This window comes from Rhizobium bangladeshense, assembly GCF_001662075.1.
GTDB lineage: Bacteria > Pseudomonadota > Alphaproteobacteria > Rhizobiales > Rhizobiaceae > Rhizobium > Rhizobium bangladeshense_B.
The window spans coordinates 271,403-292,120 of sequence record NZ_LYPL01000002.1 but is presented as its reverse complement, the minus strand read 5'-3'; the positions used below and the strand labels follow the sequence as shown (position 1 = coordinate 292,120).

At 62.4% G+C, this 20,718-nt stretch carries 21 protein-coding genes and 1 pseudogene; 6 read left to right on the top strand and 16 right to left on the bottom strand.

The features are described 5' to 3' along the window. Positions 1 to 799 precede the first annotated feature (799 nt). Complete coding sequence (locus A7X77_RS05415) at positions 800 to 1,843, top strand: DUF2336 domain-containing protein (protein ID WP_197486791.1); 1,044 nt, start codon at positions 800 to 802, stop codon at positions 1,841 to 1,843. Here A7X77_RS05415 and A7X77_RS05410 read toward each other — a convergent pair. The 4 genes from A7X77_RS05410 to A7X77_RS05395 form a co-directional block, all read right to left on the bottom strand. After that, positions 1,835 to 2,185: a DUF1491 family protein gene (locus A7X77_RS05410; protein ID WP_064681980.1), complete on the bottom strand. Its 351-nt coding sequence runs from the start codon at positions 2,183 to 2,185 to the stop codon at positions 1,835 to 1,837. The genes A7X77_RS05415 and A7X77_RS05410 overlap by 9 nt on opposite strands. A 61-nt stretch (positions 2,186 to 2,246) precedes the next feature. Next, the gene (locus tag A7X77_RS05405) at positions 2,247 to 3,695 is read right to left on the bottom strand and encodes a methyl-accepting chemotaxis protein (RefSeq protein WP_064681979.1); all 1,449 of its coding nucleotides are present in this window, start codon (positions 3,693 to 3,695) and stop codon (positions 2,247 to 2,249) included. Between the two features lie 112 nt (positions 3,696 to 3,807). Then, entirely contained in the window at positions 3,808 to 4,764 is a 957-nt protein-coding gene (locus A7X77_RS05400) for a peptidoglycan-binding domain-containing protein (RefSeq protein WP_064681978.1), read from the bottom strand. Continuing rightward, positions 4,736 to 6,277 carry a sensor histidine kinase gene (locus tag A7X77_RS05395; protein ID WP_064681977.1) on the bottom strand — a complete coding sequence of 514 codons (1,542 nt, stop codon included), beginning with the start codon at positions 6,275 to 6,277 and terminating at the stop codon, positions 4,736 to 4,738. The genes A7X77_RS05400 and A7X77_RS05395 overlap by 29 nt, the downstream gene beginning before the upstream one ends. Positions 6,278 to 6,730: 453 nt before the next feature. On the opposite strand from A7X77_RS05395, the gene A7X77_RS05390 reads away from it, so the two are divergent. Both A7X77_RS05390 and A7X77_RS05385 read left to right on the top strand, forming a co-directional pair. Continuing rightward, positions 6,731 to 7,225 carry a DUF5330 domain-containing protein gene (locus A7X77_RS05390; RefSeq protein ID WP_064681976.1) on the top strand — a complete coding sequence of 165 codons (495 nt, stop codon included), beginning with the start codon at positions 6,731 to 6,733 and terminating at the stop codon, positions 7,223 to 7,225. A gap of 420 nt (positions 7,226 to 7,645) precedes the next feature. Then, positions 7,646 to 8,068 (top strand): SufE family protein, encoded by a 423-nt coding sequence (locus A7X77_RS05385; RefSeq protein ID WP_064682317.1) that lies wholly within the window; start codon positions 7,646 to 7,648, stop codon positions 8,066 to 8,068. A 369-nt stretch (positions 8,069 to 8,437) separates the two neighbouring features. Here A7X77_RS05385 and A7X77_RS05380 read toward each other — a convergent pair whose 3' ends face one another. The 9 genes from A7X77_RS05380 to A7X77_RS05340 all read right to left on the bottom strand — a co-directional run bounded on the left by A7X77_RS05380 (position 8,438) and on the right by A7X77_RS05340 (position 15,589). Next, positions 8,438 to 8,869 (bottom strand): MucR family transcriptional regulator, encoded by a 432-nt coding sequence (locus A7X77_RS05380; protein ID WP_010060045.1) that lies wholly within the window; start codon positions 8,867 to 8,869, stop codon positions 8,438 to 8,440. 440 nt (positions 8,870 to 9,309) lie between these two features. Continuing rightward, on the bottom strand, positions 9,310 to 9,642 hold the full coding sequence (gene mnhG, locus A7X77_RS05375; RefSeq protein ID WP_064681975.1) for a monovalent cation/H(+) antiporter subunit G: 333 nt from the start codon (positions 9,640 to 9,642) through the stop codon (positions 9,310 to 9,312). Further along, complete coding sequence (locus A7X77_RS05370; protein WP_064681974.1) at positions 9,639 to 9,992, bottom strand: cation:proton antiporter; 354 nt, start codon at positions 9,990 to 9,992, stop codon at positions 9,639 to 9,641. The genes mnhG and A7X77_RS05370 overlap by 4 nt, the downstream gene beginning before the upstream one ends. Then, positions 9,989 to 10,462 (bottom strand): Na+/H+ antiporter subunit E, encoded by a 474-nt coding sequence (locus tag A7X77_RS05365; protein ID WP_064681973.1) that lies wholly within the window; start codon positions 10,460 to 10,462, stop codon positions 9,989 to 9,991. Before A7X77_RS05365 ends, A7X77_RS05370 begins: the two co-directional genes overlap by 4 nt. After that, positions 10,459 to 12,012, bottom strand: a complete 1,554-nt coding sequence (locus A7X77_RS05360; RefSeq protein WP_064681972.1) for a Na+/H+ antiporter subunit D — start codon at positions 12,010 to 12,012, stop codon at positions 10,459 to 10,461. The genes A7X77_RS05365 and A7X77_RS05360 overlap by 4 nt, the downstream gene beginning before the upstream one ends. 64 nt (positions 12,013 to 12,076) lie before the next feature. Beyond that, on the bottom strand, positions 12,077 to 12,454 hold the full coding sequence (locus A7X77_RS05355) for a Na+/H+ antiporter subunit C (RefSeq protein ID WP_064681971.1): 378 nt from the start codon (positions 12,452 to 12,454) through the stop codon (positions 12,077 to 12,079). Next, entirely contained in the window at positions 12,454 to 12,873 is a 420-nt protein-coding gene (locus tag A7X77_RS05350) for a Na+/H+ antiporter subunit B (RefSeq protein WP_064681970.1), read from the bottom strand. The genes A7X77_RS05355 and A7X77_RS05350 overlap by 1 nt, the downstream gene beginning before the upstream one ends. A 4-nt stretch (positions 12,874 to 12,877) precedes the next feature. After that, on the bottom strand, positions 12,878 to 15,244 hold the full coding sequence (locus A7X77_RS05345) for a putative monovalent cation/H+ antiporter subunit A (protein WP_064681969.1): 2,367 nt from the start codon (positions 15,242 to 15,244) through the stop codon (positions 12,878 to 12,880). 129 nt (positions 15,245 to 15,373) lie between these two features. Continuing rightward, entirely contained in the window at positions 15,374 to 15,589 is a 216-nt protein-coding gene (locus A7X77_RS05340) for a hypothetical protein (protein WP_064681968.1), read from the bottom strand. 189 nt (positions 15,590 to 15,778) lie between these two features. Between A7X77_RS05340 and msrB the strand changes: the two genes are divergently transcribed. Together msrB and A7X77_RS05330 are read left to right on the top strand one after the other, a co-directional pair. Beyond that, positions 15,779 to 16,192: a peptide-methionine (R)-S-oxide reductase MsrB gene (msrB, locus tag A7X77_RS05335; protein ID WP_064681967.1), complete on the top strand. Its 414-nt coding sequence runs from the start codon at positions 15,779 to 15,781 to the stop codon at positions 16,190 to 16,192. Positions 16,193 to 16,511: 319 nt separating this feature from the next. Then, positions 16,512 to 16,851: pseudogene (locus tag A7X77_RS05330) on the top strand (DUF982 domain-containing protein). Positions 16,852 to 16,947: 96 nt separating this feature from the next. Here A7X77_RS05330 and A7X77_RS05325 read toward each other — a convergent pair. Together A7X77_RS05325 and A7X77_RS05320 are read right to left on the bottom strand one after the other, a co-directional pair. Beyond that, positions 16,948 to 17,457, bottom strand: a complete 510-nt coding sequence (locus tag A7X77_RS05325) for an Hsp20/alpha crystallin family protein (RefSeq protein ID WP_064681965.1) — start codon at positions 17,455 to 17,457, stop codon at positions 16,948 to 16,950. A 98-nt stretch (positions 17,458 to 17,555) separates the two neighbouring features. Then, positions 17,556 to 18,029 carry an Hsp20 family protein gene (locus A7X77_RS05320; protein ID WP_064681964.1) on the bottom strand — a complete coding sequence of 158 codons (474 nt, stop codon included), beginning with the start codon at positions 18,027 to 18,029 and terminating at the stop codon, positions 17,556 to 17,558. Positions 18,030 to 18,243: 214 nt separating this feature from the next. On the opposite strand from A7X77_RS05320, the gene A7X77_RS05315 reads away from it, so the two are divergent. Next, on the top strand, positions 18,244 to 18,465 hold the full coding sequence (locus tag A7X77_RS05315; RefSeq protein ID WP_064681963.1) for a hypothetical protein: 222 nt from the start codon (positions 18,244 to 18,246) through the stop codon (positions 18,463 to 18,465). Between the two features lie 38 nt (positions 18,466 to 18,503). Here A7X77_RS05315 and A7X77_RS05310 read toward each other — a convergent pair whose 3' ends face one another. Continuing rightward, positions 18,504 to 20,714 carry an amylo-alpha-1,6-glucosidase gene (locus tag A7X77_RS05310; protein ID WP_064681962.1) on the bottom strand — a complete coding sequence of 737 codons (2,211 nt, stop codon included), beginning with the start codon at positions 20,712 to 20,714 and terminating at the stop codon, positions 18,504 to 18,506. Positions 20,715 to 20,718 lie beyond the last annotated feature (4 nt).

Here is a 20,718-nt window from a genome sequence, read left to right as displayed (position 1 = left end):
CGCGTCGTTCCTGTCCGAATTGAGACACATGACAGTTAACAGTTTACTAATATTCGACGGTTGCCAAACACAGTTCCCGTGACCTTTCTTCAACGCGCGAAGCGCCGATTTGGTTTCATCCCGCCTGCGCGCGGGTCCGGACGCCCGCAAAAGGATAAAATTAGAGATAATTCATATAGTTGACAATGCAGCGGCGACCCGCCGGCAGGCAGCGCTGCAACTGTTGCAAATATGCGGCAGGCCGACATTCGTTGCGTCGCAGCCCCGATCGGCGTCGATCCGCCCTCAATCGGAGGGTCGTTTTGCGGCCTTCGCCGGCCGCGGATCTTTCCAGGTTCGACCGGCAGCGCAGAGCAACAGGCCTTGCTGGTGTTTTCCCCTTTCTTGTCCGACGACCCCGACATCGCGGCTTCCGATGGCTGCGGCGGTCGACGGCATATAAACAGCGAGGGCCTGAAGACGCCGCCTGCGGCTCCCTGCACGAATGCGGGCCGATGAAGAGAGCCGCGCAAAAGCTGCTGCACGCCCCACGACAACAGCAGGCTAACTGTCGCGGCGGTCGAAACAGCGAGTCGCGGACCGCCGCACCAGCCCGTCAAAAAGCAAGGCGATTTTTGTTGTCGGCTAACGATCGGGCAACACGCCATACGTGTATATTTCTGTGGCATTTTAATAAAATCTTCAGCATGCATTAACCGTACCGGTGTAGGATTTGTTCATATCCGTGCGGTCCGACAGGCGCCCCGCCAGCACTATCGGCCCACGGTTTCCCTTGGTTCTGCGTTTTCAGGGTGTGCATGTGCGTGACCGGTTTCGAGACCTCGAGGGCCCGTTGGCCGTCAGGAAAAAGGACGTGGTGTTAATGGCGACTGTCAGCAGTTTCGAGAGCCTGTCTTATCCGACGCGATCCGAACTGCGCCAATTCGCCGAGCTTTTCACACCGCTGTTCCAGGCCTCCTCCGACGAGGCCAAGCGCCAGGCGGTCGCCGCCCTTTCCCAATGCCCGACCATGCCGGCAGCCGTAGCGCTGTTCATCGGCAATCAGCCGATCGAGATCGCCGCACCCTTTCTCGCCGCCTCCAAGGCCATTGCCGACGACACGCTGATCACCATTGCGCGCATGCAGGGCGCAGCACATGTCAAGGCGATCGTCAGCCGCGACTCGCTGTCGCCGAAGGTCATCGACGCGCTGGTGGCGTTGCGCCAGACACAGCCGCGACCCGCGGCTCCCGCAGTACCGATCACAGAATCGGAGGCCGTCCCGCTGTCACCGGCCCCGACGGAGGGCAACGAGGCAGAAGCGCTGGCGGAACAGCGCATCGCCAATGAAGAGGCGTTGCGCGAGCGCATCCTCGACCTTGCCGGCCATCTCGGCCGCAAGGACGAAGACCGGCTCGGCCTGCGCACGCTGACCGACATTCAGGAGGCGCTGCTGGTGCGCTTTGCCCGCTCGCGCGAGGCAAACCATTTCGCAACCGCGCTCGCCGATGCGCTTTCCGCCAGCCGCTGGCTTGCCGAACGCATCATGCTCGACCTATCGGGCCAGCAGCTCGCCACGACGTTGACGAGCCTCGGCATGGGTTTTCTCGATGCCGTCTTCGTGCTGGAACGGTTCTATCCGCACCTGGCCGAACAGCAGCACAATGTCACGCGCGCCTGGATGGTGCTCGATGCGCTCGATCCGGAAGAATGCCACGAGAGGGTAGAGGCCTGGCGGCGCGCCGACCGCTACACCTACAAGCCCACGGCCGCGACGCCTACGCTTGCGGAAACGGAAAGCCACCGCGTCCGCCAGGCGCCGGTGCAGCGCGACATGCGCGTGCTCGGACGACGGTCACGCTGAGCCATCCCGCGCGAGCGGGATCACGTCGCCCAGTTCCTCCGCCTCCAGCTCGACGATCCACAGATCGGGGTCGAAGCGCCGTTCGCGCTCCAGCATCGCCCGCACCGCTTCCGGCTCACTGCGCGCAAGTCGGATTTCGAACAGGCGATCGCGAATCTCGTCTTCGCCGAAGGCGGTCTGCGGCGCCGGTGCATAGAGCGTTTCCAGGCCGTCGCGGAAGTGCTGGCGGATGAAGATCGCACCCGCTTCCTCGGCCCCTTTCTTCTCGACGGCTGCGAAATCGCCGCTGGCGAAGACGCGGCGCAGCAGGGCGGAAACGAAGATGTCGGCGCGTAATCTCATCGGCGCGGTATAGACCGGCGCGCCGGCATCGGCAATCCGCGCTCGGATATTGCCGGATGCGTCAGACCTTGACCGCCAGCCGCAATCCGCCCCAATGGCGGCCCCTCACGGTGATCGGCGCGGAAATATCCTTCATCATTACGAAATTGCCGCCGCCCATGTCGCGCCGATAGGTCTGAACGAGGAAAGGCGCGGTGCTGCGACCGGCGGCAAGGCCGACACGATCGGCGAAGATGCGGCGATTGCGGCAATTGGCGGTGTTCCAGACGGCGTCGCCCGGCCGCTGCGGCTGCGAGAATTTCCGGTTATGGGTCGGCAGGTAGCCGTTTTCGTCAACTGCCGCGCAGAAGGCGACGCGATCGTCCAGGGCAACGACCGGCTCCTGGATCGGCGGCAACAGGCGGTCGGTGAGCTCGGTGAAGGCGGCCATCATCTGCGCCGGATCGGTACCCGGAATCGGACGGTAACGTCGGTCGAAGAGGGCGTCGAGGCCGATCTGGCCCTCGGCGACGGCCCGTTCGAATGCGCCCGATATCTGCCTCGCCACCGACTGCACCTCCTCGATCCAGCGGCTGTCGGCGGTCTTCACCCCGGCGCTCGCCGTCAGCTGGACCAGGGTTTCGGAGAGACCGACGACGCTGTCGACCCGTTTTGCCGCCTGCTGCAGCCTGATATTCGAACCGGCGACCTCGCCCGACATCTCGCTGAGCTTTTCGACGAAACCGGCGCATTGCTGGTCGACGGCCTCGGTGGTGTTGGCCATGACGCTCGAACTGTCCAGGATGCGGGTGATGACATGTTCCATGCTTTCGAAGGCGCCGCGCATCGCCTCCGATTTGTCGCGGACACCGGCGGCACTCTCACGCGCATCACCGCCGACCACCGACAGCCGGTCGATCTTCACCCGCAATTCGTCCAGCGTGTCCTGGATCGAGCCGGTCGCCTTCGAGGTCTGCAGCGAAAGCGCCCGGACCTCGGCGGCGACGACGGCAAAACCCTTGCCCGCATCGCCGGCCCGCGCGGCCTCGATTGCGGCATTCAGCGCCAGGAGGTTGGTCTGGCGGGCAATGGTGCTGATCTCGTCGGCGATCTTGTCGACATTGGCCAGCGACTTCGAAAAGCCGGCGATTTCGGCACCGATGACGTTGGAGGACTGAACCATGTGGCCGATCTCGGCGACGGAGCCGGACAGGCGGTCGGCCGATTCCTTCAGCATCTGGCGCGCTTCGGCCGCGGTGCGGTCGGTCTCGCGCAGCGACAGGGCGACCGAACGGTTGGTTTCGGCAATCGAAAGCGCGGTGCTGGTGACATGATCGAAGGCGGAGGCATGGCGGGCCGACATCGCCGCCATGTCCTGAATGGCGCCGGCTATGTCGACGAGATCGATGCCGAGCGTCGAAGCCTCCTCGGCAAGGCGCTGCAGGATGTGGCGCAAGGCGGTGCGATCCGGGCCTTCCGCTTCGACTGCCGGTTCTCCGGCCAGATCGTCTATTGCCTTGAACGCATGCATGATCGACGTTCCCCCGCCTCAATCGGCAAAGCTTCGATCAACATGGTTAATAAGTTGCAAACGGCGCCAGCGTCTTAGACTTAGGTTGTAGGCTCGGGCTGCGCGATATGTCTCAGATCGCGCCGATTTCCTTGAGTTTCTTCAGCACCGCCTCGTTCGGCTCGCCGTTTTCAGGCAGGTTGTAGTGCTTCTGGAAGTGGCGGATCGCGGCGCGGGTCTGCTCGCCGGCAACGCCGTCGACGCCGACATTGGCGTAGGCCATGTTGGACAGACCCTTCTGGATCTTCAGCACCAGGTCCACAGTGGTGAGTTCGCTGGAAGGAAGCTGCTTTGCGGCTGGCGGCGCCGTCTTGACCGCCCTTTCGGCGCTGCGGATCGCGGCGGCCACCGGGTCTTCCGCCGCCGCCTTCGAGTTCACATCTTCACGCGGCTTTTCCACCGGCACGGTCGAGGGACCGGCAGCGTCGGTTTTCAGCGCCGCCAGCACTTCCGGTGTGGCTTCCCCGGTCTGGGCCATGCCGACGGTCTCCTGGAAGAACAGGATGGCGGCGCTGGTGCGGGGGCCGATAATGCCGTCAGGCACACCGTTATAGAGGCCGCGGCGCACCAGCTGCTGCTGGATCCCCATGACCAGCTCGCTCGGCTGCTGAGCCGGTGCGGCCGGCGCCGGCGTCGCGCTGGTGGTGGTCGCGGCATCCTCAGGCCGTTCGATCCGGAAGGTGGTAACGTCGCCCTGCTGCTCTTCGGCCGGGCGGCGGGCGCCGAGCACCGCTGGGGACAGCGGATCGCGGGTGCGGAAAATCGGATGCGGATGCAGGCCGGGCTGATACCAGAGCGCATTGGCCGCGACGAAGGAGAAGATGACGAAGAAGGCGATCGTGCCGCCGGCGACGGACGGATTGCGGCCGATGACGCCGCCGAGCGCCGATGCGCCCTGCAGGCCGAGACCGCCCAGCGCAGATGCGCCCTGCAGGCCGAGGCCGCCGAGAGCGGCTGCACCTGACACGACAAGGCCCGGCTGCTGCCGTCGGTTTTTTCCCCTAGGCGATTTTCGCTTGCGCGCGGCCATCGAAAAGCCCCTCTTCCAATTCTACCCCTGACTTGACCGCGTCCTTCAGCCGCGGCGGAAACTCGACGGTCGCGCCATGGCCGGCATCTTCGGCCCGCCTGGCGCCCGAACCGTCCACCGCGATCTCGATGGTGATGATCGTACCCTCGCCCGGCTGGCTGGCGATAGCAAAATTTCCGCCATGGAGCGCCACGAGCCCCTTGACCAGCGAAAGGCCCAAGCCGGTGCCTTCGAAGCGGCGGGTGTAATCGTTCTGGATCTGGACGAAGGGCTGGCCGAGCATCGCCAGCTTGTCGGCGGCAATGCCGATGCCGGTATCGCTGACCGTCAGCTTCAAGATGCCGTCACGCGCCGCCGCATCGACGGAGACAACGCCGCCGGCCTCGGTGAACTTCACGGCATTGCCGACGAGATTGATGAGGATCTGCTGGATGGCGCGCTGGTCGGCGACGATCTCGCCGAGGCCGCGCTGGATCCGGCTCGTCAGGGTGACGCCCTTGCTCTTGGCCTGCAAGGCCAGCATCGATTCGCAGGATCTGACCGAGGCCGATATATCGAAGGCCTCGAGGATCAGCTCGTAACGGCCGGCTTCGATCTTGCTCATGTCGAGCATGGTGTTGACGACGGACAGCAGATGCGCGCCGGATTCTCTGATGAGGCCGACATATTCCCGCTGGCGGTCGTTTTCGAACTTGCCGAAATATTCACCGATCAAAATGTCGGAAAAACCGAGAATGGCGTTGAGCGGCGTGCGCAGCTCATGGCTGACGGCGGCGAGGAACCGCGATTTGGCATCGTTTGCCGATTCGGCGTCGGCCGCGCGGCTCTGCGCCTCGGCCCGCAGCTGCTGCTCGACGGAGACGTCGCGCAGCTGGGCGATGACGGCGGCCAGCTCACCATCGGCATCGCGCCGGGCGGTCATATCCATTCTGAGATAGGCGAACTGGCGCTGATCGCGCGAAACCGAGGGCCGGTCGAGACGCAGATCGACGCTTGCGGCATCCTCGCCGCGGCGCAGGCCATCGAGCGCCTGCAGGAACAGGATGCGATCGGAGACATGCACCTGCTCCAGGAAGCCCCTGCCCTTGGGATCACGCATCCAGGCGAGGAAATCGCGGCGGTCGCGGCCGCCGATGGTGGCAACGCTGCCGTGCGGATCGAGGAACATGACGAGGCCGGGCGTGACGGCAAGGAAGAAGTCCTCGGCCGACTGCGTGGCGATGCCGGCCGACGAGCCCTGGCGGGCAAGCGCAATGCTGCCGACGGCGGAAAAGAGGAAGGCGGCGCAGACCATGGCGACACCGGCCGGCAAGGCGACGGCGGGGCTGGTGACGGCCGAAAGTCCGACAGGCGCGGCGACGAGAGCGGCCGAGGACAGCAGCACCAGACGGCGCAGAATCGCAAGCTCGCGCTGGCGCACAGCTTCGCCGCCGCCCGTCCGGGAGAGCCAGCTTGTCGCCGCCCGGTCTACGAGCGCCGTCACCCAGCCGCCAATGTCACTCAATACTTGCACGCAATACCCGCCCGAAAAAGGCTGTTTGTCGATCCGGACAATAGGCCCCCGCGACTTAAGGAAAGGATAAGGCAAAAGCGCTGTTCACAGCCAGAGAGCGCAGAAATTCCCGTTTTGAAGCATCCGAGTGCCCCTTTGCTTTTTGTGGTTAATAGCCGGTAAGCAACGGATTTCCTTCATATTTCAGCACGACGTTAACTCCTGTGGCAAGGCGAGCGGCCAAAAGCCCTGCAATTGCAAGCAGGTGCTGCCCTGATGCTTAACGGCCATCGCTCGCATTCGACTTAAATGCAGCTCAAATCCGCTTCGCTAAAATTTGAATTAAATTTGCCGTAAATGCGCGCGAGTTTCGAAAAGCGGCATTCGCAACTTATCGATAGGGTGAAAGCACACCGGACAACCGGCCTGATTCGGCGAAAAGAACCGGACGGGAAAACAGGATGGGCAACGACAATGTGGTTTCTGATCAAAGGATCCTTCTGGTTTGGCCTTGTGCTCGTGCTTCTTTCCGTCTTCAGCACGGAGGGTTCCGACAAGCTTGCCGGCGGCCCGCAATTGCAGCTTTCCGACGCCTTTACGGCGGTGAGCGGCGCCTATGACTATCTGACCGGCATGTGCTCGGAAAAACCCGAGGTCTGCGCCAAGGGCGCCGAGACCCTGACGGCGCTCGGCTACCAGGCCCGCGAGGGCGCCCACGTCGCTTATGAACTGCTCGACAGCCAGTTCAGCGACGAGCCGGCGACGACTGCAAAGCTTGCCGAAACGGCAAGGCGGGCAGCACCCGACCTGCCCTCCCTCGCCGCCCCTTCCGTCCAGGAGAAGGTGCGCGAGGCAAAGGCTGCACTCAACCAGCCGATGCCCTACCGTCCGCCGGTCGACGATGAGACGGCACCCGAGACGGTGGTAACCGGCGCGATCCCGCTGCCGACGCCGAAACCGGCGAGCTGACGATAGTGCGCGGGCGTCCGCCCGCAGCGCATTTCGACCTCTTCATTCTGTTGATGCAATTCCGGACAGAGAACAGCCTCGCAGCCGGAATTGCCGAAGCTTGCATCGGTGGTCCGCATGACGCGGAAATGCCCCATGCCTGACGTGCCTGCCCTGTTTAATTCAGCATCTTGCTGCGCCGTGAGGATGCCCATCCCTCACGGCGTTTCTTTTCAGAACGTGTCACGCATAAATATGCGGCGGGGTCTTGCGCGACATGCCCAAACAAAAAAAAACCGCAGCACGGGCGAATACGAGAGGCCGCGACGCGCTTTAACGGTTCAAATCTTCCGGTCTTTCACCTATATGCAGTACTAGAGCATGTCCGGAGGCAAAATTGCCGTGCAGCTTTGCCGGCATGCCAATGGTGAAAGGCTTTCCATGGCATCCCTCGACCAGATCATCGACGACTTTGCCTTCCTGGACGATTGGGAAGACCGCTACCGCTATGTCATCGAACTCGGCAAGGCGCTGCCCGAGCTGGCCGAGGAAAAGCGCACCTCCGAGAACAAGGTGATGGGCTGCGCCAGCCAGGTGTGGCTGGTGACGCACACGTCGGGCGATCCGGACAACCCGATCATGAGCTTCGAGGGCGATTCCGACGCCCATATCGTGCGCGGCCTCGTCGCCATCGTGCTTGCCACCTATTCCGGCAAGCCGGCATCGGAGATCGCCGCGCTCGATGCCTTCGAAATCTTTTCGAAGATCGGACTGGTGGAGAACCTGTCGTCGCAACGCTCGAACGGACTGCGCTCGATGGTGAGGAGAATCCGGGAAGAGGCGAACGTCCGCGCCGCGGCTTGAACGTGATTCGATTCGGCCCCAACGCGCGTGGCAGCGCCGCGTGATTTAGTATATTAAAACTTTCTTATAGTATAGGAATACATTCTACGCTTCACCCCGGAAGCATAAGATGCGGCTCCCTGTGATATCCCGTCTTCACCTGCTTCATTTCCGATCGGCGCAAAATAGTCTGAAAGATTATTTTCGTCGCTTGGATCAGGATGATTTCGGACCTCCCCCGGACTAAAGTCTGATTCCGGTTCTCAATTAATGAGTCGGAACAAAATGCCGCCCGAAAACCGCTCGCGTTTTTTGGAATCACAGTCGCGTTGCAGACAGAAAAGCCGGGCGCAAGACCCGGCTTTTGTCGTTGATTGCTTTCGAAAAAGCTCAGCCGCGGCCGCGCTTGCGGCGCTGACCCAGGCCCATTTCCTTTGCCAGGCGCGAACGCGCTTCGGCATAGGCGGGCGCTACCATCGGGTAGTCGGTCGGCAGGTCCCACTTCTCGCGGTATTCTTCCGGCGAGAGAGAGTGATGCGTCATCAGGTGACGCTTGAGGGACTTGAAGTTGCCGCCACATTCCAAACACGTAATCTGCTCGTCCTGTACGGACTTGCGGACAGAGACTGCAGGCTTCTGCTTTTCGACAACGGCCGCAGCGGGCTGCGGTACGGACGTGTTGCTCAGTGCCGAATGCACGTCGGAAATCAGATTCGCCAGGTCGCTGACCGGGACAACATGGTTGCTGACATAAGCCGCCACGATGTCGGCCGTCAGTTCCACAAGCAGCTCCGGCCCATTGCCGGTCGCCATATCCGTCATATTTCTTCTCCTGTTAGCATGCTCAAACGATCTTTGACTGTCACACCAAAGACCCGCCTCGTAGAAGCGAACAGCAAAAGCACAGGAAGCAATCTTCTGTTTCGAAAAACGTGAAATCCACCCCTAGATTCCGAAGTTCGAGACCTGTTCTTATACTGCCTGACCAAAAACCACTACGTCATGCTCCAGGCGATGGCCCCAGTTTAGACATTGAAAAATCAAAACTGAGGGACTTGGAAGCAGTACGATTGTAATTCACAATCAGAATTCTACTTGCATTTTCAAATACCATCGTTTGGCCGAAAGGCCAATTATTATTTGTCGTTTTTCTTGAGAAAAAATGCCCGGCGAAGAATTATAGGACTTTAGGCCAAGCTTTACTCACAGCTTCCTGTGCATAAGTCAGACGTAAAACAGGTTAAGATGGCAATAGCAACCCCTCAGCGTTCGCGCATATCATCGCATACCGAGACGGCGCCGAGATCGTATCCCGAACGATGGGCCGCCCTGGCCAGCAGATGGGCGGAAACCGGCGCCGTCAACAGGAAGAAGACGAAGCCGGCAAGGGCGCGGGCGATAACCGCCGGGTCCTGCGAATAGAGGCCGGCGGCAAAGAGCAGCAAGCCGGATCCGACGGTGCCGGCCTTCGAAGCCGAGTGCATGCGCGTGTAGAGATCGGGCAGCCGCACCAGGCCGATGGCCGCCGCAAGGGCGAAGAGCGCACCGGCAACCAGCAGCAGCGCGGTGACGGCTGCGACGAGATAAGCCATCATCGTCCCTTCCTCCCTGCCCGGCGCGTCTTTGCGCCGCCCTTGGCTGCGGACGCCGATGGCGGCGCTTTGATGTTGCCGCGCGACAGCACGAAGCGGGCGAAGGCGACGGTCGCCAGGAAGCCGACGAGGCCGAGCGAGATGGCGATATCGATATAGAGAGAAAACCCTGTTTTGACCGCAATGACGGCGATGAAGCCGATGGCGATGCCGGTCAGCATGTCGAGGGCGAGGATGCGATCCGGCAATGTCGGGCCGGCAACGACGCGCCAGACGGTCAAAAGCAGTGCCAGGCCGAGGATGACGAGAGCGGCCGCGGATGCGACGGCGACGATGGCGGCAGGCGTGATCACCGGAAGGCCTCCATGATCTTGCGTTCGAAACCACTGGCGATGCCGCGCCTTGTCTCCTCCGGATCGGAGCAATCGAGCGCGTGGACATAGAGCGTGCGGCGATCTGTCGAGACATCGACGGAAAGCGTGCCTGGTGTCAGCGTGATGAGATTCGCAAGCAGGGTAATTTCGAAATCGCTCGTCACCGTCAGAGGAAAGGCGAAGATGCCTGGCTTCAGTTTCATATCCGGCGAGAGAACGGTGAGCGTGACCTTCCAGGCCGACAGCGACAGTTCCTTGAGGAAGAGGGCAATGAGCGACAGCACCAGGCGGGTGCGACGCAGATACCCCCTGCCGCCGAAGGGTTCGCGGATGACGGCCAGCGTCAGGGCCGCCAGCAGGAAGCCGAAGACGAAATTATGCAGCGAAGCGTTGCCGGTAACAGTGACCCAGGCGATGGCGAGCAGCAGGTTGAAGACGAAGGCGATCACCGCTGACCTCCTTGCGGAAAGACCGAATGGAGATAGGCCTGGGGATCAGCAAGGCCGGCGGCGGCCGCTTGCGACAGCGCCAGCAGCCGTTCCGGCAGGATGCCGAAGCCGATCGTGAGCACGGTCAGCGCGGCCAGCGGCAGGCCAGTGCGCCAGGAGGGTTTCGACGACGCGAGCGCCATCGGAGCGGGGCGCCAATAGGCAAGGAGGAAGAGGCGACCGAAGGCGATGGTCGTCAGGAAACCGCCGGCGAGGATTGTCGCCGCCAGCCACCAGGCACCGCTATCGAGCGAGGCCTTGACGAGCATGACCTTCGGCCAGAAGCCGGAAAAGGGCGGAAGGCCACAGGCGGCAAGGAAGAGCACGAGCGACAGCGCGGTGAAGCCGCCGCTTTGCCGATAGAGCCCGCCGAGATCCGACAGGCAAAAGCCGCCGCCGCGCCGGCCGATCTCGCCGGCGGCAAGATAAAGTGCCGTCATCAGCACCATGGAATGAAGCGCGTAGAAGACCGCGCCGCCGATGCCGCCGGCATTGCCGAGCGCGACGCCGGCAAGCATGTTACCGATGCCCGATATGACGACATGGCCGAACAGCCTGCGGATGTCGTTTTCGGCCAGAGCGCCGAGCGCGCCGACGAGAATGGTCGCGGCGGCCGCGAGCGCGATCACAAGGCTGAGTTCGGCGCGTTCGGCCGGCAGCAGCATGACCATCACCCGGACCAGCGCGTAGATGCCGACCTTGGTCAGCAGGCCAGCAAACAGCGCCGAGATGGTGATGCGCGGCGTATGATAGGCGGCGGGCAGCCAGAAATTGACCGGGAAGGCGGCCGCCTTCATGGCGAAGGCAAGCAGAAAGAGGCTTGCCAGCGATATCAGCGGCGCCGTGCCGCTGATATCCCTCGCCTTCCCGGCGATATCGGCCATGTTGAGCGTGCCGAAGACGGCATAGAGAATGCCGACGCCGACCAGGAACAGGGTCGTGGCGATCAGATTGAGCACCGCATATTTCAGTGCGCCGTCGATCTGCTGCCGCTCCGAGCCGAGGATGATCAGCCCGAAGGACGAGATCAGCAGCACCTCGAACCAGACATAGAGATTGAAGACGTCGCCGGTGAGAAAGGCGCCGGTGACACCGGCCATCAGCAGCATGAGCAGCGGGAAGAAACCGTATCGGCGGCCGCTTTCGCCGATATCGGCCAGCGCATAGATGCCGCCGGCGAGCCCCGCAAGGGCTGCGGCGAAGGCCATCAGCGCACCGAAGAGATCGACGGTGAAGGCGATGCCGAAGGGCGGCAGCCAGCGCCCCATGACCATGGTCAGCGGCCCTTCGGCCGCGACCTTGGCCAGCAGCGCCGCATCCATCAGCGCCAGGCCCGCAAGGCCCGAGATGGCCAGCCAGGCCTGCAGCCGGGGATAGACGCGCACCATCAGCAGCACGGCGCCGAGCGTGATGCAATGGGCGACCGGCAGGATGGCGAGCCAATGACCGATGGGGACCGGGGCGGTGACCAGGGCGGCGGCGAGATCGACGGTAGCGGTGGGAGCGGCCATCAGATGTGGCCTCCGGGATGCCCGACAGGGCAGAGGGGGGTGAGCATCCGCACCGAAATTCGCATCAATACCCCAATGGCGGCAGCGGCCGGTCGTCGGGCTCGGCGGCGCGCATTTCGCTGGTGTCGTCGGTGCCGAGATCCTGATAGGCGCGGTAGGTCAGCACCAGCAGGAAGGCGAAGAAGGAAAAAGAGATGACGATCGCCGTCAGGATGAGCGCCTGCGGCAGCGGGTTGGCGGCGCCGGCGGGCAAGGCGTCGAGGCCCGCCGGGATGATCGGCGGCACCTCACGTGTCAGCCGGCCTGATGTAAAGAGCAGCAGGTTGACCGCATTGCCGAGGATGGCGATGCCGAGCATGATGCTGATCGAGAATCTCGACAGCATCAGATAGATGGCGGCGGCAAAGAACAGGCCGACGAGGATCGCAAGAAGCGGTTCCATCACTCCACCTCCTTTTCTTCCAATGCCAGCGCTATCGAGGTAATGGCGCCGAGCACGACGAGATAGACGCCGACGTCGAAGAGCATGACGCTCGACAGCGGCACCTCGAGGCCGAGAAGGTTCGGATAGATCCAGAGGCCGGTCATGAAGGGAACGCCGAAGAGGATGGAGAAAAGACCGGCCGCGGTCGACAGCAGCAGGCCGCAGCCGGCAATCGACAGCGGGTGGAAGAACAGGGCGCGGCGAACGGCGGCGACGCCGCGGGCAATGCCGTAGATCGCCAGTCCCGAGGCGGCGATCAGCCCGCCGATGAAGCCGCCGCCCGGCTCGTTATGGCCGCGCAGCAGCACAAAGACGGAAAAAAGCAGCATCAGCGCGGTGAGGAACGGGGCGACGGTGCGGAAGATCAGGGTGTTCACGTCATCACTCTCCTGCTCCGACCGCATCCGGATCATTGGCGGCAAGCCTGCGCTCGGTGCCGGCACGGATGCGGATCAGCGCCAGGATGGCAAGGCCGGTCACGGCGACGACAGCGATTTCGCCGAGGGTGTCGGTGCCGCGGAAATCGACGATGATGACGTTGACGACGTTGGCGCCGTGGGCGATCGATTTGGAATAGGCGTTGAAGAATAGTGTCAGCGCGTCGTTGAACGGCAGCTGCGTTGCCCGCAGTAGCAAAAGCGAAAAACCGAGACCGCAGACAAGCGCCAGCGCACCGTGCAGGAGCCTGCGCCCGGGCGAGCGCCGATCGTCGGGAGAGAGCCGAAGCCTGGTCATGACGAGGGCGAGGATGACCACCGAAAGCGTTTCGACCATGAATTGGGTGAAGGACAGGTCCGGCGCGCCGAACAGCAGGAAGATGACGGCGACGGCGAAGCCCTGGATGCCGAGCGAGACGATCGCCGTCAGCCGGTCGCGGGCGACGAGCACGGCGGCAAGGCCGAAGGCAGCGATCAGGAACACCGCCCATTCATACAGCCTGACATCTGCCGGCCAGGCGGGAAGGTGCGGCAGTTCGCCATAGAGGACCGGGGGAATGATGAGGATGGCGGCGAGGCAGAGGAAGGTGCAGGCGACATAGATCTCCAGCCGTCCCGGCTGGACAAAGCGGATGAGGCGGCCGGCGAACCGGACAAGGCCCGCCATGGCGAGGTCGAAACCATGGTCCGGCCCGCGCCCGGCCGCGCGCAGAAAAACCGCCGTCCAGAATCGCGCCCGATCGAGCTGCAAGTAGACGCCGATGCCGAGCAGCACTGTCAGCAGCGACAGGGCCAAGGGCAGGCCGATATGCGGCGCCAGCGAAATGGAAATCTCAACCGGGGTCCCGCGGATCGCGGCTGCGATCGGCGAGGACAGAGCGGCATGGGTGAAGCTCGCGAAAGCCGCCGACAGCAGGCCGAGGACGGCTAGAACGGCCGGGCCGAGCCAGAGCAGGACGGGCGCCTCATGCGCGGCTTTCGGCGTCTGCGCCGGCCGGCCGAGGAAGGGTTTCAGCGCCACGGCAAAGGCGACGGCGAACATCAGCGCGTTGCCGAAGACGGCGATCGCGGTGAAGGTGATGGCGCGAATGTCGCCGCCGACGAGCGCCGTATAGATCTCCTCCTTGGCGAGAAAGCCGAAGAAGGGTGGCAGGCCGGCCATGGAGAAGGCCGCGGCAAGGGCGATGATCCATGTCAGCGGCATCGCCCGCCTGAGGCCGCCGAGCCGGGTGATGTCACGCGTGCCGGTTTCGTGATCGATGATGCCGGCGACCATGAAGAGCGCCCCCTTGAACAAGGAATGCGCCACCAGATAGAGCGCCGCCGCCGCCACCGCGTAGTCGGAACCGAAGCCGATCAGCGTGACGAGCAGGCCGAGCGAGGAGACGGTGGTATAGGCGAGCTTGAGCTTCAGGTCGGTCTGGCGGATGGCGAGCGCGGTGCCGACCACCAGCGTCAGCCCGCCGAAGAAGGGCAGAAGGATTTCCCAGGCGAGCGTTGCGCCCATGACCGGATTGAGCCGCATCAGCAGATAGACGCCGGCCTTCACCATGGTGGCGGAATGCAGGTAGGCCGAAACCGGCGTCGGCGCCTCCATGGCGTTCGGCAGCCAGAAATGAAAGGGAAACTGCGCCGACTTGGTGAAGGCGCCGCCGAGCACCAGAATGAGAGCCGCGAGATAGAGCGGGCTTTCGCGCAGGACATCACCCGATACGATCAGCTGCGACATCTGCGTGACGCCCGACATGTTCCAGAGGATGAGCAGGCCGGCGAGCAGGCACAGCCCTCCCCCGCCGGTGACGACAAGCGCCTGCAGAGCGGCGCGGCGGGCCGCCTCGCGGTCGTGATCGAAGCCGATCAGCAGGAAGGAGGTGATCGACGTCAGTTCCCAGAAGACGAAGAACATCAGGAAGCTGTCGGACACCACGATGCCGAGCATCGCGCCCATAAAGAGAAAGATGAACGAGAAGAAGCGGCCCTGATCCTTGTGTCCCCGGAGATAGGCGCCGGCATAGAGCACGATAAGCGTGCCGATGCCGGTGATCAGCAGCGCGAAGGCCAGCGACAGCCCGTCGAGGAACCAGGAAAAGGAAAGATTGTAGCTCGGCACCCAGGCATAACCGCCGGTGACGGTCTGGCCGCGCGCGACCTGCGGAAGCAGGCGCAGAAAATGCAGGAAGGCGAACAGCGGAGCGGCGGCCAGCAGCCAGGCGCCGTTTGCGCCGAGGATGCGGATGACGAAGGGAGCGGCAAGGGCGCCGGCGAGCGGCAGACACAGGGCCAGAAATGTCAGAGCCGTGACATCGGCCATGTCTCCTCCTCTACCGGCCAGACGGAAAAGCCGATCTCAAATCGGCTCGTCTTCTGACTTAGGCGAAACGGGAAGCCGTCTCAAGCGATTTCGGTCGCAGCAAAGCCGCGCTGCAAGAGTTCGAAACCCTCAGGCCATCGATCGGGAAAGACGCGACATCAGCCGGACGAACCAGCCGTGCAGGACAAACACCAGCAGCGTCACCGGCCAGAGCAGGCAGGCGATCAGCCCGGCAAGACGATGGAACGTCAGGCCGTCATGATTGGCCCAGCCTTCCAGCACCGTGATCGCGATGGCGACCGCGGTCACGAGACCGTAGAGCAGGACGATTGCCGCTTCAAACACCAATGTTTCCTCGATGCACGTAACATTAACCCTAACAGAAAACCCTTAATGGATGTAAAAGAAATCGCCTTCCCTGAACTGCTGCTAGCCGCGATTCTCACCGCACGGCGTCGAAGGCTTGATGAAGCAAGGACGGCGCACCACATTTTGTCGAAAGACGGAACCGCCCCTCGGCGAAAGGAGCACGTCATGTCCGAAACTGCAACCACCGCCAAGATCTATAAGACCGACGCGGAATGGAAAGAGCAGCTGACGCCCGAGCAATACCGCATCACCCGGCAGCACGGTACAGAACGCGCCTTCACCGGCCCCTACTGGGATTCCTTCGAGACAGGGCTTTACCGCTGCGTCGGCTGCAACGCGCCGCTCTTCCGCTCCGACACGAAATTTGATGCCGGCTGCGGCTGGCCGAGCTATTTCGAAGCCGTTTCGCCCGATGCGGTGACGGAACATCGCGATACGACCTACGGCATGGTGCGCACCGAAATCCGCTGCGGCACCTGCGACGCCCATCTCGGCCACGTCTTCCCCGACGGCCCGCCACCAACCGGCCTGCGCTACTGCATCAACGGCCACGCCATGGTGTTCGAGCCGGGGAAATAGGCCGCATCACCCTTCGTATGGCAAGCAAGGGAAGTACGTCATCAGTTTGAAGCGACGCGCGACTGGACCGAGGTTTGCGGACGCCGTCGTTGCACGACCTTGACCGTGAGAGGATTGAGGTGGTGTCGCTCCAGCTCACAGCTGGCAGAACGGACCAAATTTTCCTTCGTCCTATTGAATCGGAGATCGTCAAAAACCAACTAATCTGGCGCCAGCCGAGCGCCCGGTTTGTAGGCCGCAAAGTCTCGTCGCAGATCGCAGCTCGGAGGCGCTTGACGCAGATTGCTCGTCCAACATCGCGGTAGGGAAGGAGAGAATGATGAGACCCGATGTGTTCAAACAGCCTGTCACCATTTTTGTTGGCCTTGGATTTCCTGCGGAGCTCCGAACGGTCATGGAGGCATACCGGCATCTTGACGAATGGTCGGCCATATCCCGAGACGCGGCCCATTCGATTGCGCTGAAGGGCTGTGCTGCCGCCCTCCGTGGCGAAATCGACGCGGAAACCGCTCGTGGCCTGTTCGTTGCGTTTGCAGAGAAACATGATCTGCTGGCGCAGCAGCCCTGCCGTCACGGTTTCGCCGCAGCAGCGGAACAAGGGGCCGCACGTACGTGAGCGCGCCCGGGGGATTGCCTCGCAGAAACAAAGGGCCCGGTGACCTCATCGGACCCGCCGTTGCAAAGTTCAGCCAAGCGGGTCCGCAAGCCAAGATCGATCGGAGCCGGCCGCGGAGCGGCCGCCGCGATTGTTTCGATCAGCTCCTGATGGCGATGCGCTTGACCTGTGACTGCGCCTTTTCGGTTTTTGGCAAGCTTACGGTCAAGACGCCGTTCTTGAAGGTGGCCTCGACCTGGTCCTCCTTGACCTCGGTGCCGAGCGGGATGCGTCGCTCAAAGCGGCCATAGTAGCGTTCCGAGAACTGCTTCTCCTTGTCTTCCGTCTCCGAACGCTTTTCACCCTTCAGCGTCAGCACGCCGTCATTGAGGAAGACCTCGATGTCCTTTTCCTCAAGGCCGGGTACTTCGGCAGTCACCTTGATTTCCTTGTCGCTATCGGAGATTTCGACGCTCGGCCAGCCGGCACCGAAGCCGCTGGCGCCGCGCAATGACGGCAGGCCGGAGCCGAAGCCGCGGAAAACATCGTCGAACAGCCGGTTGACCTCGCGATGGAGCGACAGGAAGGGATCGCGTTCATCGTCGCGAAGGAGACTCGGTACCTGGTTGCCGTTGTTGCGACCCCAGGGAATCAAATCACGGACACTCATGGTTTTACTCCTTCTGGTAGTCCTGGTAGTTCTTGGGGCAAGCTCTGAACTGGCGCCAGGCTAGTCCCGGCGCCATGTCCGCCTGCTGCCGTGAAAGCTCATGCCGCATGCTTCCCGGTCTCGATCTGTTTCGGCTGCGCCTTCGCCATTGCCTGCCCCGTTCCGATTCCGATCTGGCGTGGCTTCATCTCTTCAGGAATTTCGCGCTTGAGATCGATGGTCAGCAGACCGTCGACAAGCCGGGCATCAGCGACCTTCATGTGGTCGGCGAGGTCGAACCGACGCTGGAACCGTCCGGCAATGCCGCGATGCAGGTATTGAACAGCTTCGTCGTCGGCCCTCTGCCCTGCGACGATAAGCATGTTCTGCTCTTGAGTGATCGCCAGCTCCTCGCGCGAGAAGCCCGCTACTGCCATAGCAATGCGGTAATCATCCTCGCCGGTCTTGACGATGTCGTAAGGCGGCCAGTTGTCGATTGTTTCGGTGCGGCTTGCAGTCTCAAGCGCGTTCAACATCCGCTCGAAGCCGATGCTCGAGCGAAACAGGGGAGAGAAATCGAGGTTTGTCCTCATAGCCATATCCTCCTTACAAGCAACATGGATACAAGGAGACGCCCAGAGCGACCGGCGTCTCCTGGACCTTGTGTCGAGCCCTTTCGGCGATCGACAATACTGATATAATTCAGTGGCTTACCATTTCAAGAGGACGGAACCTCTGAACGCGAAAAATTGATTTTTTCTGAAGTCGCCCCCATATCTGGGCGAAGCTTGAGCGAGGAGCATAGCTATGACAATGACTTCAAAAGATGTCATCGCTGTCTTGGGGCCTGCCGACAAAATACTTGTGGCCGAGGTCATCGCGACAGGTGCGACGCAGGCCGAACTTGCCGAGGCATTTGCATGGGCCAACAACGACGAGGCCCTGATGGGTGAGGGCCGGCATCTGCCGACAGGCAGGGTTGCCGTGCTTGTTGATCTGCTGAGATCGGATGAAGAGGAACTGGAATAGGAAAGGCGGGTGACCCGCCTTCCCTAAGCTACCCTTCATCAGGCGGTGGTGACGACGCGGACATCGCCCTGTCGATTGATCACATCGACCACGACCTGGTGTCTCGACCGGCGGATGGCGACGTCAGCGGAGCCATTACCGATCACCAAGCGTCGCAGGGTGACCTCGTCGAGGAAAGAAGGAAGTCGCGGCACGTCGAAGCTGATCTGCAAGTTGTTCGGGTCGAAATCCAGACCCAGGCAGGATTGCAGCAGAGACACAGGCGCTGCTGCCGCCCATGCCTGAGGCGAGCAGGCGACCGGATAAGAGGTCGGCCCCCGTGCGCGCTGACGCGGCAGCCCGCAGAGGAGTTCGGGGAGCCGCCGCAGGTCGATATAGGTGGCGGCGGCAAACAGCCCCTCGAAGATTTGCGCCGCCTCGGCGCGATAGCCGTAGCGGGCGAGGCCACTGGCAATCAAGGCATTGTCATGGGGCCAGATCGAGCCATTGTGGTAGCTCATAGGATTGTAGCGGGCTTCGGTGGAGGGAATGGTTCGGATGCCCCAGCCACAGAAGGACGAGGCGCTCATCAGGGTGCGGGTCACCTGTGCGACCCGTTCAGGATAAGCAATACCGGTGAGCAGAGCATGGCCGGCATTGGAGGATCGGACCCGGCAGGGCCGTTTATCCCCATCGAGAGCCAGCACATAGGTGCCAAGTTCCTCATCGAAGAAGCTCATGTCAAAGGCGCGGCGCAGTCCCTCCGCCCGCGCGAGTAAGCTTGCCGTGCGTTCCGGCTTGCCCGTCCACCGGAAGATTTCGGCAGCACTTTGCCAGGCGCCATAGACATAGGCCTGGACTTCGGCGATTGCGATCGGCCCCCTGGCCAATGTGCCGTCGGCATGGAATACCGAGTCGTGGCTATCCTTCCACGCCTGATTGATCAGTCCTTCTTGCGTCAGCCGCCCGTATTCGACGAAGCCGTCGCCGTCACGATCCCCATACTCGTCGATCCACGTCAGTGCCGCTTCGAGGTTCGGCAGGAGACGCTCGATCGTCGCGACATCACCGGTTCGCTGGAGATAGGCGCCAGCCAGCATCACGAACAGCGGCGTCGAGTCGATGCTGCCGTAGTAACGCCGGAACGGAACCTCGCCGAGTTCGGCCATTTCGCCGCAACGCACTTCGTGCAGGATCTTGCCCGGCTCGGCGTCTGAGGCAGGGTCAATGTTCGTCGCCTGGTTGGCCGCCAGGTGGCCGAGAACCCCGCGCGCGATCTCCGGATCGAGCCAAAGTGTCTGAAGCGCCGTGATCAAGGCGTCGCGGCCGAAGACAGTGCTGAACCAGGGAATGCCGGCATAAGGATAGGGACCTTCCGGCTTGTCGGTGATCAGCATGTACAGGTCGGAGGCGCTGCGCCGCGCGACTTCGTTGAAGATCTCGTTGGAGGTCGTGATCGACGCCGCGCGCGAGGAAGAGGCGCGCAACGCACGGCGCGCATCCCGCAAGGCCAGGAAGAAGGAAAGACGGCTCAGTCGGTCGGCGGAGGTCTGGTCGCAGCCGATCTGGATGAACAGCGATTTGGTCTCGTGCGGCTCTAGATGTAGATCGAAGGTGACAAGATCGCTACGGATCTCGGCCGGTTCCGGCAAGAAGGAAAGTCGTGTCGACCGCTTGCGATCGTCCAGGCCAACGTAGGAAAGCAGGACCCAATCCTGTTCCACGACGGCGGGAAGATGGCGCCCTCGTCTTGCCCTTGCGGTTCCGCGGACCTCGAAAAGATCGGCGAAATCGGCGTTGAACGCAATCTGGATTCGGACATGTTGCCGCCGCTCGTCATAGTTCCTCACGGCCAGCCGTTCATAACAACAGGCATTCCAGAGATAGCGCGATCTGCGCAGATGAATGAGGTCATGGCCGAGAACCAGTTTTCCCTTCTCATCGAACTGATCCGGATTGGTGAGATCGCAGGTCAGCGTGGCGTTGTCATCCCGCAGCGTCGACGACAGCAGCATTGGCCGCTGCCCGTTGATCGTCAGATAGAGATGCGAGAGATAACGGGTATCCCGGTAGAAAAGCCCTTCCGGACTGCCGGGACCGGAAAAGGCATCGCCATTGTGGTCGAAGAGGGCGAAACTGTCGCCGTGTTTCAGGGTGCGCGGCCGGCGCTCCTGCAGCGACGCGGCGGCCGGAATGAAGAACTGAGCGACCGGCGCCGTCAGTCCTGACGATGCTGTGGCGGAACTACTCTCCGCAGACACGTTCGACATGTCT

Bases quoted from the DNA above. Each gene is read 5' to 3' on its own strand.
- A7X77_RS05410 (WP_064681980.1), bottom strand. From the start codon at position 2,185: ATGAGATTACGCGCCGACATCTTCGTTTCCGCCCTGCTGCGCCGCGTC.
- A7X77_RS05405 (WP_064681979.1), bottom strand. From the start codon at position 3,695: ATGCATGCGTTCAAGGCAATAGACGATCTGGCCGGAGAACCGGCAGTC.
- A7X77_RS05400 (WP_064681978.1), bottom strand. From the start codon at position 4,764: ATGGCCGCGCGCAAGCGAAAATCGCCTAGGGGAAAAAACCGACGGCAG.
- A7X77_RS05390 (WP_064681976.1), top strand. From the start codon at position 6,731: ATGTGGTTTCTGATCAAAGGATCCTTCTGGTTTGGCCTTGTGCTCGTG.
- A7X77_RS05385 (WP_064682317.1), top strand. From the start codon at position 7,646: ATGGCATCCCTCGACCAGATCATCGACGACTTTGCCTTCCTGGACGAT.
- A7X77_RS05380 (WP_010060045.1), bottom strand. From the start codon at position 8,869: ATGACGGATATGGCGACCGGCAATGGGCCGGAGCTGCTTGTGGAACTG.
- mnhG (WP_064681975.1), bottom strand. From the start codon at position 9,642: ATGATGGCTTATCTCGTCGCAGCCGTCACCGCGCTGCTGCTGGTTGCC.
- A7X77_RS05360 (WP_064681972.1), bottom strand. From the start codon at position 12,012: ATGGCCGCTCCCACCGCTACCGTCGATCTCGCCGCCGCCCTGGTCACC.
- A7X77_RS05355 (WP_064681971.1), bottom strand. From the start codon at position 12,454: ATGGAACCGCTTCTTGCGATCCTCGTCGGCCTGTTCTTTGCCGCCGCC.
- A7X77_RS05345 (WP_064681969.1), bottom strand. From the start codon at position 15,244: ATGGCCGATGTCACGGCTCTGACATTTCTGGCCCTGTGTCTGCCGCTC.
- msrB (WP_064681967.1), top strand. From the start codon at position 15,779: ATGTCCGAAACTGCAACCACCGCCAAGATCTATAAGACCGACGCGGAA.
- A7X77_RS05325 (WP_064681965.1), bottom strand. From the start codon at position 17,457: ATGAGTGTCCGTGATTTGATTCCCTGGGGTCGCAACAACGGCAACCAG.
- A7X77_RS05320 (WP_064681964.1), bottom strand. From the start codon at position 18,029: ATGAGGACAAACCTCGATTTCTCTCCCCTGTTTCGCTCGAGCATCGGC.
- A7X77_RS05315 (WP_064681963.1), top strand. From the start codon at position 18,244: ATGACAATGACTTCAAAAGATGTCATCGCTGTCTTGGGGCCTGCCGAC.
- A7X77_RS05310 (WP_064681962.1), bottom strand. From the start codon at position 20,714: ATGTCGAACGTGTCTGCGGAGAGTAGTTCCGCCACAGCATCGTCAGGA.